The organism is Dyella sp. NPDC103356 (genome assembly GCF_055584465.1).
On sequence record NZ_JBVJLZ010000003.1, the window covers coordinates 73,652 to 87,901 of the forward strand.

11 protein-coding genes and 1 riboswitch are annotated in these 14,250 nt (G+C 63.1%); of the genes, 1 reads left to right on the forward strand and 10 read right to left on the reverse strand.

Going from position 1 to position 14,250, the window contains the following annotated elements; translation table 11 throughout:
- Positions 1-2: 2 nt before the first annotated feature.
- The 9 genes from cobU to btuB all read right to left on the reverse strand — a co-directional run bounded on the left by cobU (position 3) and on the right by btuB (position 9,028).
- Positions 3-545: a bifunctional adenosylcobinamide kinase/adenosylcobinamide-phosphate guanylyltransferase gene (cobU, locus tag ACZ6WW_RS07300; protein ID WP_465273621.1), complete on the reverse strand. Its 543-nt coding sequence runs from the start codon at positions 543-545 to the stop codon at positions 3-5.
- On the reverse strand, positions 542-2,011 hold the full coding sequence (locus ACZ6WW_RS07305) for a cobyric acid synthase (RefSeq protein WP_465273622.1): 1,470 nt from the start codon (positions 2,009-2,011) through the stop codon (positions 542-544). Before ACZ6WW_RS07305 ends, cobU begins: the two co-directional genes overlap by 4 nt.
- Positions 2,008-2,991 (reverse strand): threonine-phosphate decarboxylase CobD, encoded by a 984-nt coding sequence (cobD, locus tag ACZ6WW_RS07310; RefSeq protein WP_465273623.1) that lies wholly within the window; start codon positions 2,989-2,991, stop codon positions 2,008-2,010. The genes ACZ6WW_RS07305 and cobD overlap by 4 nt, the downstream gene beginning before the upstream one ends.
- Entirely contained in the window at positions 2,984-3,910 is a 927-nt protein-coding gene (cbiB, locus tag ACZ6WW_RS07315) for an adenosylcobinamide-phosphate synthase CbiB (RefSeq protein WP_465273624.1), read from the reverse strand. Before cbiB ends, cobD begins: the two co-directional genes overlap by 8 nt.
- Positions 3,907-5,199 (reverse strand): cobyrinate a,c-diamide synthase, encoded by a 1,293-nt coding sequence (locus tag ACZ6WW_RS07320; protein WP_465273625.1) that lies wholly within the window; start codon positions 5,197-5,199, stop codon positions 3,907-3,909. The genes cbiB and ACZ6WW_RS07320 overlap by 4 nt, the downstream gene beginning before the upstream one ends.
- Before the next feature lie 2 nt (positions 5,200-5,201).
- A complete protein-coding gene (gene cobO, locus ACZ6WW_RS07325; protein ID WP_465274039.1) occupies positions 5,202-5,801 on the reverse strand; it encodes a cob(I)yrinic acid a,c-diamide adenosyltransferase in 600 nt (199 codons plus the stop codon).
- A gap of 23 nt (positions 5,802-5,824) precedes the next feature.
- Positions 5,825-6,418, reverse strand: a complete 594-nt coding sequence (locus ACZ6WW_RS07330) for a hypothetical protein (RefSeq protein WP_465273626.1) — start codon at positions 6,416-6,418, stop codon at positions 5,825-5,827.
- 137 nt (positions 6,419-6,555) lie between these two features.
- Positions 6,556-7,149: a hypothetical protein gene (locus ACZ6WW_RS07335; protein WP_465273627.1), complete on the reverse strand. Its 594-nt coding sequence runs from the start codon at positions 7,147-7,149 to the stop codon at positions 6,556-6,558.
- A gap of 37 nt (positions 7,150-7,186) precedes the next feature.
- Positions 7,187-9,028: a TonB-dependent vitamin B12 receptor gene (gene btuB, locus ACZ6WW_RS07340; protein ID WP_465273628.1), complete on the reverse strand. Its 1,842-nt coding sequence runs from the start codon at positions 9,026-9,028 to the stop codon at positions 7,187-7,189.
- Between the two features lie 111 nt (positions 9,029-9,139).
- A riboswitch (cobalamin riboswitch) is annotated at positions 9,140-9,359 on the reverse strand.
- Positions 9,360-9,533: 174 nt separating this feature from the next.
- Between btuB and ACZ6WW_RS07345 the strand changes: the two genes are divergently transcribed.
- Positions 9,534-11,591 (forward strand): phosphocholine-specific phospholipase C, encoded by a 2,058-nt coding sequence (locus ACZ6WW_RS07345; RefSeq protein WP_465273629.1) that lies wholly within the window; start codon positions 9,534-9,536, stop codon positions 11,589-11,591.
- 35 nt (positions 11,592-11,626) lie between these two features.
- On the opposite strand, the gene clpB is transcribed toward ACZ6WW_RS07345, so the two are convergent.
- Complete coding sequence (gene clpB / locus ACZ6WW_RS07350; RefSeq protein WP_465273630.1) at positions 11,627-14,212, reverse strand: ATP-dependent chaperone ClpB; 2,586 nt, start codon at positions 14,210-14,212, stop codon at positions 11,627-11,629.
- Positions 14,213-14,250: the final 38 nt, after the last annotated feature.

The window sequence follows — 14,250 nt, forward strand, 5'->3', positions numbered from 1 at the left end:
ATTCACGGCACGTTTCCTTCCAGGGCGGGGGCCTTCAATACCAGCGGCAAACCCGCCGCTACAAACAAGACACGCGGGCACAGCGCAGCGATAGCCTGATGCAGGCGGCCGGCCTCGTCGACAAAACGGCGGCTCAACTCCCCCATCGGCACGATGCCCAGGCCTACTTCGTTGCTCACCAGCAACAGTTCGCCCGGCAGCCGCGGCAGACGCTCGAGCAAGGCGGCGCGCTCGCGCTCGAAGCAACCCGGATCGGGGTCGCAAAGCAGGTTCGTCAGCCACAGGGTCAGGCAATCCACCAGCAAACAGCGATCCTCGCGCGCATGGTCGCCAAGCTTATCGGCCAACTTCACCGGTTCTTCAATGGTCAGCCAATGCGCTGGCCGCTGCGCCCGATGATGGGCGATACGCGCCGCCATTTCACCGTCGCCGGCCTGCCCCGTGGCGACGTACACCACCTCGCGGCCCGACGCGGTGGCCAGGCGCTCGGCCAGCGCACTCTTGCCGGAGCGGGCACCGCCAAGTATCAAAACAGGTGAGGTCATGCGGCGGTCTCCAGGCCCAGCAGACGCGATAATGCGGCCGTATCCATATGGGCGTCGATGGTATCGGCCAGGCGATCGAGGCTTGCCTCGCGCTCGGCGGCCATATCCACCGCTACCGCGTCCTGCACGCCGGCCCATCGCAACAACGCCGCCTGCGCCTCGGGAGCGTCGAACAGGCCATGCAGGTAGCTCCCCAGCACCTGGCCATCGTCCGATATCGCGCCATCGACACGGCCATCCTCCAGCCGGCTCGATGGCCGCTGCAGGTCGGGACCGCTGCTGATGCCGCAATGGATTTCATAGCCGCGCACCGTGGCATCGTCCAACGCCAGGCTTCCGCTGACCTGACGCAATTGCTTGCCGGGCTCCAGCGTCGTCTCCAGGTCGAGCCAACCCAGCCCATCGCTGGAGCCGGCCTCGCCCTCGATACCATGTGGGTCGTGCACGGCACGCCCAAGCATCTGCAGCCCGCCGCAGATGCCGATGAGTTTGCCGCCGTAGCGCAGGTGACGAGCGATGGCCGTGTCCCAGCCTTGCGCACGCAGCCAGGCCAGATCGGCCCGCGTGGATTTGGAGCCGGGCAGCACGATCAGATCGCAGGACGGCCACGCCTCGCCCGGCCCCACAAAGCGAAAGTCGATCTGCGGATGCGCACGCAGCGCGTCGAAATCGGTGTGATTGCTGATGCGCGGCAAGGCGGGCACGGCCACGCGCAAACGCGCCATGGCGTTGGGCACGCGTTCGCGCGGCATCGCATCCTCAGCCTCCAGTTGCAGGCCATGCAGGTACGGCAACACGCCCAGCACCGGTTTGCCGGTTTCCCGCTCCAGCCAATCCAGCCCCGGTTGCAGCAATGCGATGTCGCCACGAAAGCGATTGATCACGAAGCCAGCGACGCGCTGCTGCTCGCTCGGCGACAACAGAGCCAACGTGCCGACCAGATGCGCAAATACACCGCCGCGATCGATATCGGCAACGAGAATGACCGGGCAGTCCACCGCCTCGGCGTAGCCCATATTGGCGATATCGCGATCGCGCAGATTGATCTCGGCCGGGCTCCCGGCGCCTTCGACGATAAGCGCGTCATAGCGCTGCAGCAGCCGCGCGTGAGCGGCAAGCACTGCATCCATCGCGATGCGCTTGTACTCGTGATAACCGCGTGCATCCATGTTCGCCACGGCGTGGCCGTTGACGATGACCTGTGCGCCCGTATCCGAATTCGGCTTGAGCAGCACCGGGTTGAAATCGGTATGCGGCGTCAAGCCGGCCGCCTGCGCCTGCACCGCTTGCGCGCGTCCGATCTCGCCGCCATCGACGGTGACCGCGGAGTTGAGCGCCATGTTCTGCGGTTTGAATGGCGCCACTGCCACGCCGCGTCGATGGAGCCAACGGCACAGGGCGGCGACCACCGTGCTCTTGCCCGCATCGGAGGTACAGCCCTGCACCATCAGCACCCGCGCGTTCACGCAAGCACCTCGGCGAGGGTGCGATCCAGCCGCTCAAAGGCCGCATCGTCACCCGGCAATCCAAAACGCAGGCTCTGCGGCGTCTCGAACCAGCGTGTGAAAACCCCGCGTTGCGCCAGCTGCCAATGCAAGTTCAATGCGCGCGTATCGCAGCACCACTGAAAGAAAGCCGTGCCCGCGGTTGGCGGCAAGCCGTGCCTGGTCAACAAGCGCGCCAGGCGCTGGCTTTCGCGATGCAGACGATCGCCGGCACCGGCCTGCCAGACATCGTCGGCCAGGGCGAGCTTGAGTACATGACGCGTGGGCCCACTCAACGTCCAGGGCCCCAGTCGTTCGCGCAGCGCATCGAGCAAAGGCGTGGTCGCAAACGCAAACCCGGCACGTGCGCCGGCCATGCCGAAAAACTTGCCCACCGAGCGAAGCACGATCAAGCCTTCGCGGCCGGTATAGGGACACAAACTGTGCTCGGGGGTCGCGTCGATAAATGCCTCGTCGACAATCAGCCAACCGCCGCGTGCCGCCAGCGACGCGTGCAGCGCCAGCAACTCGTCGACGGTGAAGCGATCGCCCGCCGGATTGTTCGGATGCATCAGTACGATCACGTCGAAGTGATCGGCGTGCGCGATCAAGTCGCGTGCCGATGCCAAGGTGACGCGATGCCCCTGGCGTCGCCAGGCATGTGCATGCTCTGCATAACCGGGGGCAAGCACACCGACGTTGGTCGTCGCGCGCAGCATCGGCAAGCACTGGATGGCGGCCTGCGAACCGGCCAAAGGCAACAGGGAGGTCGCTTCGTAATAATCGCGCGCGACGTCGATCAGCCCGTCATCGTCATCGGGCAGGCGCTGCCACGCCAGCGGCGGGATTGGCGGCACCGGCCACGCGTAAGGGCTCACGCCAGTGGAAAGATCCAGCCAGTCGGACAAAGGAATGTTGTAGGTCCTGGAGGCCTGCAGTAGCCGTCCACCGTGTTCAAGCATGCGTGCCTCCTTGGCCGGCCAGCGCCCACAACAGCGCAACCAGCAACCACAACACCAAACCGCGACTCACCAATAGCAACGCTGCCTGGATCGACGCCGCCGATGCAGGCTCGCCTTCGCCCAGACGGGGACGTTCTTCCATGACACCGTGATAGGGCGCGGGTCCGCCCAGGCGCACGCGCAATGCGCCGGCACCCGCAGCCATCACTGGACCGGCGTTCGGGCTGTCCCAGGCCGGCGCCTGTTTGCGCCAGCATCGCCATGCACGACTCGCGTCACCGCATAGCGCGTATGTCGCTGCGGTCAGTCGAGCTGGAATGAAATTCAGCACATCGTCGATGCGCGCTGCCGCCCAGCCGAAATTTTCATAGCGCGGCGTGCGATAACCCCACATCGCATCCAGCGTATTGGACAGGCGATAAAGCACCACGCCAGGCGCGCCAAGCAAGGCAAACCAGAACAGGGCGGCAAAGACCGCATCCGCACCGTTTTCCAGGACCGACTCCGTCGCCGCCGCGGCCACCTGCGTTTCATCGAGCGCACCGGTGTCGCGGCTGACAATACGCGACACGGCAGCGCGTGCTGCGTGCAGGTCACCGTCGTACAGCGCCTGCGCAACTGGACGGGCATGTTCGGCAAGACTGCGATAGCCGATCGCCAGATACAGCAGCAGCGCACCAAAGGCCGAGCAGGCCCAGGGCGAATACATCACCAAAAAATGCGCGATCAGCCAAGTCAGCAGCACCGGCGGCAAGACCGATGCACACCATGCAGCGATGCCCTTGAAGCGGCCGTCGCCATATAGCGCATGTTCGTTGAAGGTCGCCAGCCGACCGAACAGCACCAGCGGATGCAGGCGTCGCGGCTCGCCCAGCGCAAGATCCAGGAGCACCGCAACCAGCATGGCCAGCGCGATCATGGCAGGAACAAACGCATGGCCGCGGCGGGATCGGAAGGAAAATAAAGGTGCATGAAACTCGCGGTCATGCGTTGGCGCCGATACACACCCTCGCGACTGGGGCCTTTATCCGGGTTGACCGTCAACGCCAACGGCGACGTGGTGATCTCCGCCTTGGCGTAATGGAAGGTATGTCCACGCAGTGTCCCTTCGGGCAACTCGACCGATTGCATGCCCAGGCCGCTCAGGCGCGCCTGCATGACCGCATGGCCTTGCAGCAGGCCGGCCATGGGATAGGTCACGCCATCGCGATCGGTCAAGGTATCGAGCGCATACAACATGCCGCCACATTCGGTGAGCAGCGGCTTGCCGTCTTCGACATGAGCATGCAACGCATCGCGAAGCCTCACGTGACGCGCGAGCGCCGCCAGATGCAATTCCGGATAGCCGCCCGGCAGCCACACCGCATCGCACGCCGGCAGCGACTCACCCGCGATCGGTGAGAAGAACACCAGCTCCGCACCACCCTCGCGCAGCACATCGAGATTGGCCGGATAGAGAAAACAAAACGCCGCATCATGCGCTACAGCAATGCGCTTTCCTTCCAGCAAGCGCGGCGAAGGCGAACGATGGGTGGCAGGGAAACCCACCGGCGCAGGCAGTACTTCCTTCGCATACGTTGCCCAGGCATCCGCCAACGCATCCAGACGTGCCTCGATATCGCCCTGCTCACCCGCAGCCACCAGACCGAGATGACGTTCGGGCAGCATCAGCGCGGGATCGCGCGGCAACGCACCCAGCCAGGTGAGATCGGGCGGCAGGCTTTCGGCCAGCAACTGCGCGTGATACGAGCTGCCGATGCGGTTGGCGGTGACGCCATAGACGTGCAGGCCGGGACGATAACGCGCCAGGCCCGTTGCGATCGCGCCGAACGTCTGTGCCATCGCCGAGCCATCGATCACCGCAAGCACCGGGATGCCGAGCTTCATCGCGAGATCCGCGCTCGATGCACTGCCATCAAAAAGCCCCATCACGCCTTCGATCAGGATCAAGTCGGCGTCACCAGCAGCCTCGTAAAGCCGCGCACGCACGTCTTCTTCTCCGCCCATCCACAGATCGAGCTGGTATACCGGCGAACCACTGGCACGCGTCAGCACGGTCGGGTCAAGAAAATCCGGGCCGGTCTTGAATACCCTTACGCGGCGGCCCTGCCGCCGGTGCCAACGCGCCAGCGCCGCGGTGACACTGGTCTTGCCCTGCCCCGAGGCAGGCGCGGAGATCAGCAAGGCCGGGCAACGATGTTCACTCATAGTTACAGCTCGATACCTTTTTGCGCCTTGATGCCGGCTTCGAATGCGTGCTTGACCACGCGCATCTCCGTCACGGTGTCGGCGACCTCGATCAAGGCATCGGGTGCGCCGCGCCCGGTGATGACGACATGCTGATTCGGCGGGCGCGCAGCCAGTGCCGGCAACAGTTGATCGAGCGTGACGTACTGCTTGACCAGGGCGATATTCAACTCGTCGAGCAGCACGAAGTCGTATGACGCATCGCCAAGCATGCGCGCGGCGATATCCCAGGCAGCCTGTGCCGCGGCGATATCACGCGCCTTGTCCTGGGTTTCCCAGGTGAATCCTTCGCCCATCACGTGGTAATCGAGATCTTCGCCGAAGCGGCGAAAGAAAGCCTCTTCGCCGGTCGAAAAGCTGCCCTTGATGAACTGCACGACACCGCAGCGAAAGCCATGTCCCAGCGAGCGCGCCAGCATGCCAAAGCCCGACGAACTCTTGCCCTTGCCGTTACCGGTATTGACCACCAATACACCACGCTCGATGGTCGCCCGGGCGATCTTGCGATCGACCAGTTCCTTCTTGCGCTGCATGCGTTCGCGATAACGCTCATCGGCGGTCATGGCGTCGCGTTCGGTTTTATCGATCATGCGCGTGCGCTCCGCGGTGATCCAGCCATGCGTTCGGCGGCGAGGACGATTACTGCATGCAGCGCGAACACAAAGCCCACGTAGCCAGCCGTCACACCCAGCCAATGCGGGTAGTAATGCGCGATGCGCGGCACAAAGCCGGCAAACGTCGGCGTGTAATGCCCCGAGAGCATGTAGTAGCCGCCACCGGAAATGAGATAAGTGAAGAGCACCGATACCAGCACCACCAAAGCCAGTCGCGGCACACTGCGCCAGTGCAGTTCATGCCAGCGGGCATAGAAGCACCCGGATACCCATAGCGTGCCGTAGGCCGGCACCAGTACCCAATAAGCCGGGCTCAGGCACCAGTCGGTGATCGTGCCGGCAGCGAGGCTGCCAAAATCCAGCACCGATGCCAGCGCGAAAAACAACGCGAAGACCCACCAGCGTCGCAACATGGCACCCGCCAGGAAGAACACCGCCCAGGATGCGCTGGGCAGCGCATGCACGCTGGCAAAATGCTGGCCGCGTGTGCAGGTCATCAGGATCGCCAGCGCGATGCCGACGATCCACAGCGTGGATGTCTGCTTGATTGGCAATACGTTCGACATAAGGGAACCTCGAATGACCTCAGTTTTCATCGTCGCCCCGGCGAAGGCCGGGCCCAGCGTCTTTAGCGCGTTGAAGCGCAAGACACTGGATCCCGGCCTCCGCCGGGATGACGGATAAGAGAAACCAGAGGTTCCCATTAGTGACCGCCCGGGTGCTTATCTGTGGGAGCGACTTCAGTCGCGACAAGCGCGCCACCCTTCGCCAGATAACCAACCCCAAGGCGAACTAACTGAGCTACAACGATGTAAGCCATGGTAGTACGTACGAACAGCGGCCCCCACTGCCATAGCCGCGCGACATACTCAGCCACATGCGGGTTCGCGTAGCGGCCACCCAGCCAATAGAAACCGCCGTTGGAAATCGCAAACGACAAGCATGCCGCCACAAAGCCGAACGCCAGGCTGCCGAAGAACGAACGTCCGGCACCACAGGCGCGCCCGCCGTACCAAAGCACCGCATAGGCCGGCAGCAGGAACGCATAGGCCGGCGTGACGCAGAAATCGCTCACGCCGGCATAGCTGACCGACACCCAGTCCACTAGCACCGCCAAGGTAACAAAGCCGGCAAACGCCAGGTGCCGGCGCAGGTAAATGCCGCCGATAAACAACACGGCCATCGAGGCATCGGGCAGATGCATGGCATCTCCAAAATGCTTGAATCGCGTAGCGATCATGCAGGCGACCAGCAAGATCAGGATCATCGCGTTATGCGTTCGGGAGAGTGCTTTCATACCGTCTGTTACCTCTTGGCCGTGTTACTTGCGACGCTTACTGGGCCGGCTGCCAGCGCACGGTAAACATGTAGTTGCGACGTGGCTGATTGAAGAAAGCTGCCGTTTCGTAACGCTTGTCGAAAATATTGTTGGCACTGAACTGCAGACGCCAATCGCGATCCAGCGCATAGGCCACGCGCAGGTCGGTCAGCGAATAGCCGCCCAGTCGAGTGTCGTTCTCGGTATCGTCGAAGCGCTTGCCCGAGACGAAATAGCTGCCGCCGAAGCTGAACGCACCGATCTTCTTGTCCAGATCGAAACGTGCCGTCTGCTTGGCACGGCGCGGCAACAGGTTGCCGTGATCGAAATCGTTGCTCTCATCGCGCGGATCGAGCCAGTTCAACGTGCCCTGCACGGTCCAGCCGACCAGTTCGGTATGAGCTGTAGCTTCCACGCCGCGGATGCGTGCGCGGTCCACGTTGATCGGCAGGAAATTGGGGCCGGTGAACGCGATAAGGTCGCTGATCTTGGTCTCGTAGGCATTCAACGACCAACCGCCCCAGCCGTGCGTGCCGCGCAGGCCCAGCTCACCGCTGCGCGAGCGCTCTGGCTTCAGGTCCGCATTGCCGAAGTCGGGGTAGTACAGCTCGTTGAAGGTTGGCGCATGGAACGCCGTGCCGTAGCTTGCCGTCAGGCGCAGCGACTGGGTGAAGTCCCAGCCCCACAGCAGCGAGCCGGTATTGCGGCCGCCGAACTGCGTGTCATCGTCGCGCCGCACGCTGGCCTGCAACTGCTGGCTGCCGAAAGTCTGCTGCCACTGGCCGAAGACGCCGCGATCGGTGCGCCGGTCGACGACATACTCGGTGCTGCCTTGGATGTTGTCGTGCTGCACGTCGAAGCCGACGCTGTAGAGGCCGCCGCCGGCACTGATATCGGCCTGCAGCGAGCCGAGCTTGCGACGGGTATTGAACGTGTCGACGTAGACGTTATCCAGATAATCGCTGCTGAAATCCTTGCTCTGCCCCAGGGCCAGGGTCAGCGTCAGCCGATCGGACGGCTTGTAATGCACCCGGCCGCCCGCCACCTGCGACTCGGTCTTGGCGCTGTTGCTGAAAGTACCGTCGTATTCGTTGCGACCGCGAGCTTCGAAGAAGCGCGCGTCGGCATCCCATTGCTCATTGAACTTGTAGCCACCCTGCAAGGTGAGTGCGTCGTTCTTGTAGCCGTCGTTATCCGGCTCGATGGTGAAGCAGCCGCCGGGACCGCGACAGGCGTTGAAGCCATGCGTCTGGTCGTGCGAAACCTCCATCGAGTACCAGCCGGCGCCCTGCTTGCCGGCCGCACCCAGTGAGCCCTTCAGCGTGTCGTAGGTGCCGACGCCGAAGCTGGCATGCGGCACGAACGCGCCATCGGGGCGGCGGGTGAAAATCTGGATGACGCCGCCGACCGCTTCGGAACCGTACAGGCTGGAAAACGGGCCGCGCACGATTTCGATGCGCTCGATCTGCTCCAGCGGGATGTCCTGCAGCGCGGCCACGCCGGCCGAGGCCGAACCGATCTTCACGCCATCGACCAGCACCAGCACCTGATCGGCATTGGTACCGCGCATATACACCGAGGTCTGCTTGCCCTGGCCACCGGTGTTCGATAGCTGGATGCCAGGCGTGCCCTGCAGCAAGGCGACGATCGACGCCGGCTGCAGACGCTCGATATCGGCGCGATCGATCACCGTGACCGGCGCCAGGGTCTGGTCCTGCGTCTGCGCGGTGCGCGACGCGGTGACCACGACCTGATTGAGATCGGTGGTGCCGGCATCGTCCGCGAAGGCCGGGGAAAACACGGAAAGCAAGGCGGCCGCCAGCACGGCGCGGCGGAAAGTCGAAGAACGGATTGGCACAGCGTTAGCTCCCTGGACCGCGCCTACCCGCGCGGCGTCAATGGCATGGGGACAGGAGCGTGAGAGCAGGTACCGGCAAGTCGCAGCGGCCCCGACTAGGCCCGCCGCCTGTCCGGTGATACCTCCAAGGCCGGTCTCCGGGCTTGCGAGCGAGGGCATCTACCCTCCCGAGCCGCGCCTTCCCATGCTATCGAGCACAGTGGCTGTTTGCGGTTCGTTTGCTCGCCTACCGTTGCGGGGGCAGCTTCGGCTTGACCCATCGAGGGCGTACCGAATTCCCGTTTCAACCGCCGGCTCCATTGCCGACAGTCACCTTGAGGCGCGGCGATCTTAGCAGCAGCGCGATGGGTCCGTGAGTGCAATGTGTAACGGCGGGGGACTGGACAACCCGCGTCACATGGCCGGCGACTATCTAAAAACTGACCCGTGAGTGGCATCGGGCTGCAACGTCCGTGAGTTGTCCTAAGCGCCGACCGCATAGCCGACGCCACTCACGGAGCCCCCCATGAGCCAGATCGACGATATCAAGCCCAGTGACATCAGGCCCGATGACATCAGGCCCGACAACACCGGGCGACGCCGCTTCCTGAAGATGACCGCGGCCTCGGCCGGTGGCCTGGCCGCCATGTCCGCCCTGCCCCCGGTCATCCGCCAGGCCCTGGCCACCCCTGCCGCCACGGTCAATGGCGATATCACCGACGTGCAGCACGTGGTGATCTTCATGCAGGAGAACCGTGCGTTCGACCATTACTTCGGCAGCCTGGCCGGGGTCCGCGGCTTTGCCGACCGCGTGCCGGCGCCGTTGCCAGGTGGTCAGCAGAATGTCTGGCATCAGCCCGACGGCAGCAGCACGGGCTACATGCTGCCCTTCCACATGGACACCAGCACCACCAGCGGTATCTGCATCAGCGCCCCGGCGATGAGCTATCCGGTCGACACCGCGATCTGGAACGGCGGCAAGTTCGATGCCTGGAATACCGCGCGCGCTGCCGGTCTGGGCATGGGTTACTTCCAGCGTGCCGACTTGCCGTTCTACTACGCACTGGCCGACAGCTTCACCATCTGCGACCAGTATTTCTGCTCGACGCTCACCCAGACCAACCCGAACCGGCTGCATTTCTTTACCGGCAGCAACGGACTGTCGGTCGGCCAGGCAGCCACGCTGGACAACACCGAGCCGAGCGCCGGGTTCAGCTGGACCACGTATGCCGAGCGCCTGCAGAACGCCGGCATTAGCTGGAAGGTCTATCAGCAAAGCAACAATTTCGACGACAACGCATTGGCCTGGTTTGCGCCCTTCAAAAAAGCCAAAGCCGGCCAACCGCTGTACGACCGCGGCATGGCGACAGTGCCCGATCTGGTGACTGCATTCGCCAACGACGTCGCCAACAACACCCTGCCGCAGGTGTCGTGGATCGTGGCGCCGGACTATCTCTCCGAGCACGCCAACTACAAACCGGCCTATGGCGAGAACCTCTCGGCGCAGTTGCTGGCCGCGCTGGTCGCCAACCCGGCGGTGTATGCCAAGACCGTATTCATCCTCAACTACGACGAGAACGGCGGCTTCTTCGATCACGTACCGCCGCCAACGCCGCCGGCCTCGTCGGCGAACGGCCTCTCCACTGTCAGCACCACGGGCGAAATCACTGGCGGCAAGCCGATCGGCCTGGGATTTCGCGTGCCGATGATGGCGATTTCGCCGTGGTCGCGCGGTGGCTGGGTGTGCTCGGAAGTGTTCGATCACACGTCGGTCCTGCGTTTTCTCGAAACCCGTTTCGGGGTCGCCGAGCCGAACATCAGCGCTTGGCGTCGCGCGGTCTGCGGCGACCTGACTTCGGCGTTCGATTTCAGTTCCGGCAACACGTCCTGGCCCAGCCTGCCGGTCACCAGCGGCTATCCGGGGCAAGCCGATAGCGAGTGCTCGACGTTACCGTCACCCAGCGTTCCTTCCACGCCGTCGATGCCCACAGCCGAATCGACGGCAACACGACCGGCACGCGCGTTGCCGTATGAAATGGATATCCAGGGCAGCGTCAGCACATCGAATGGACGCTATGTACTCGCGTTCAACAACACCGGCGCGGCGGGTGCGGTGTTTCAGGTGTACGCCGCCAATCGGAACGACGGTCCCTGGCGTTACACGGTGGAGGCAGGCAAATCGCTCTCCGACTATTGGAGCGCAAAGACGTATACCAACAGCATCTATCAGCTTGAAGCGCATGGGCCGAACGGCTTTCTGCGCGTATGGCAAGGAAGCGTCGCCAGTGCGGCCGTCATGCCGGAGATCACGTTGGCCTACGACCCGGACAACAACCGCGTGCAACTGACGCTCACCAATGCGGGCAGCAGCGCATGCACGTTCACCGTGCGCAACGGCTATGTGTCACAAGATGTGCGTATCTATTCGGTTGGCGCGCATGGCAGTCATGTGGACAGCTGGGACCTGAGCGATTTTGCCAACTGGTATGACTTGAGCGTATCGGTGGCCGAGGCCAGCGGATGGGCGCGACGGATGGCCGGGCATATGGAGAATGGGGCGGATAGTTTTAGCGAGCCGCGATAGAAAAAGGCCCCGACTTACGTCGGGGCCCATTGGCATCAGGCTTCCTTGTGGAACACCAGATGCCCGCCCTCGGCATCCACCACAATCGTATTTCCGGCCTCGAAGCGCCCTTCAAGAATCTGCTTCGCCAGCGGGTTCTCCAGTTGCTGCTGGATCGCCCGCTTCAACGGCCGCGCGCCATACACCGGATCGAAGCCGACATTGCCCAGCAGTTCCAGCGCCTTGTCGTATATCTCCAGTTTCAACTGACGTTCCGCCAGGCGCTTCTCCAGGTAGATTAGCTGGATTTTTGCAATGGACTTGATCTGCTTCTTGTCCAGCGGACGGAACACCACCAGCTCGTCCAGGCGGTTGATGAACTCGGGACGGAAGTGCGCCTGCACCACCGCCAGTACCGACGCCTTCATCTGCATATAGTCGGCTTCGCTATCGCCGGCCTGCTCCTGGATCATCTGCGAGCCCAGGTTGGAGGTCATCACGATAACGGTGTTGCGGAAGTCGACGGTGCGACCCTGTCCGTCGGTCAGACGACCATCGTCGAGCACCTGCAACAGGATATTGAACACATCCGGATGCGCCTTCTCCACTTCGTCCAGCAGAATCACGCTGTAGGGACGACGGCGCACGGCTTCGGTCAGATACCCGCCCTCTTCGTAACCGACATAACCCGGAGGGGCACCGATCAGGCGACTCACGGAATGCTTTTCCATGAACTCGCTCATGTCGATGCGCACCATCGCATCCTGCGTATCGAACAGGAACTCCGCCAGCGCCTTGCATAGTTCGGTCTTGCCCACGCCCGTAGGACCAAGAAACAGGAACGAGCCGTAAGGGCGATTGGGATCGGACAGGCCTGCACGCGCACGGCGAATTGCATCGGACACCGCACGCACCGCTTCATCCTGGCCGACCACGCGCTGATGCAACGCCGACTCCATCTGCAACAGCTTGTCGCGCTCGCCTTCGAGCATCTTGCTCACCGGAATCCCGGTCCAGCGCGATACGACCTCGGCGATTTCCTCTTCGGTAACGCGATCCTGTACCAGCTTGAAGTCCTGCTTTTCCGCGGCCTGCGCGGCGGCAAGCTGCTTCTCCAGTTCCGGCAACCGGCCGTACTGGATCTCGCTCATCTTCGCGTAGTCCTGGTGACGCTGCGCGGCTTCAAGTTCCACGCGAGCTTTCTCGATCTGCTCCTTGACCTTGGTCGCTCCCTGCAGCGCGGCCTTTTCGGACTTCCATATCTCGTTGAGATCGGAGAACTCGCGCTCGAGTTTTTCGATATCGCTTTCCAAATCGGCGAGACGCTTTTTCGACGCCTCGTCACTTTCTTTTTTCAGCATTTCTCGCTGGATCTTCAACTGGATCAGACGACGCTCGAGCCGATCGAGTTCTTCCGGCTTGGAGTCGATCTCCATGCGAATGCGCGATGCTGCCTCGTCCATCAGATCGATCGCCTTGTCGGGCAACTGACGGTCGGTGATGTAGCGGTTGGAAAGCGTGGCCGCAGCGACGATCGCCGGATCGGTAATTTCCACGCCGTGGTGCACGGCATAGCGCTCCTTCAGGCCGCGCAGGATGGCGATGGTGTCTTCCACGCTCGGCTCGCCGACGTAGACCTTCTGGAAACGGCGTTCCAGGGCGGCGTCTTTCTCGATGTACTTGCGATATTCGTCCAGCGTGGTGGCGCCGATGCAATGCAGCTCGCCACGCGCCAGCGCGGGCTTGAGCATATTGCCGGCATCCATCGCGCCGTCGGCCTTGCCCGCACCGACCATGGTGTGCAGCTCGTCGATAAACAGGATGACGCGACCTTCCTGCTTGGCCAGGTCGTTCAGCACGGCCTTGAGACGCTCTTCGAACTCACCGCGAAATTTCGCGCCCGCGATCAACGCGCCCATATCCAGCGCGAGCACACGGCGGTCACGCAGGCCTTCGGGCACCTCGCCCTTGATGATGCGCTGCGCCAGCCCTTCGACGATGGCGGTCTTGCCGACACCCGGCTCGCCGATCAGGACGGGATTGTTTTTGGTACGGCGCTGCAGGACCTGAATCGTGCGACGGATTTCCTCGTCGCGACCGATCACCGGGTCGAGCTTGCCGTTCTCCGCCCGCGCGGTGAGGTCGACGCAATATTTTTCCAGTGCCTGGCGTTGCTCTTCGGCATTCTCGCTTTGCACTTTTTCGCCGCCACGAAGCTTGTCGATGGCCGCTTCGAGGTTCGCCTTGGTGGCGCCGGCGGCTTTCAACGCAGCACCGAGCTCGCCCTTGTCTTCGAGCGCTGCGAGCACAAACAGCTCACTGGCGATGAATTGATCGCCACGCTGCTGCGCCAGTTTGTCGGTCAGGTTGAGCAGACGCGTCAGTTCGTTGCCCACATGAATATTGCCCTCCTGCCCGCTGACCTTGGGCAGCCGTTCGAGCTGCTCGGCGACGCGTTGTCGCAGCGCCGGCACATTCACCTGAGCCTGCGTCAGCAAAGGCGCCGTCGATCCGCCCTGCTGATCCAGCAACGCCGCCATGACGTGCATCGGCTCGAGCATATTGTTGTCACGACCGACCGCAAGTGATTGCGCGTCGGCCAGCGCTTGCTGAAAGCGCGAAGTAAGTTTGTCCATCCGCATGGAGTGGTCCCCGCTGAAATGAATAGGTTTTGGCGGCA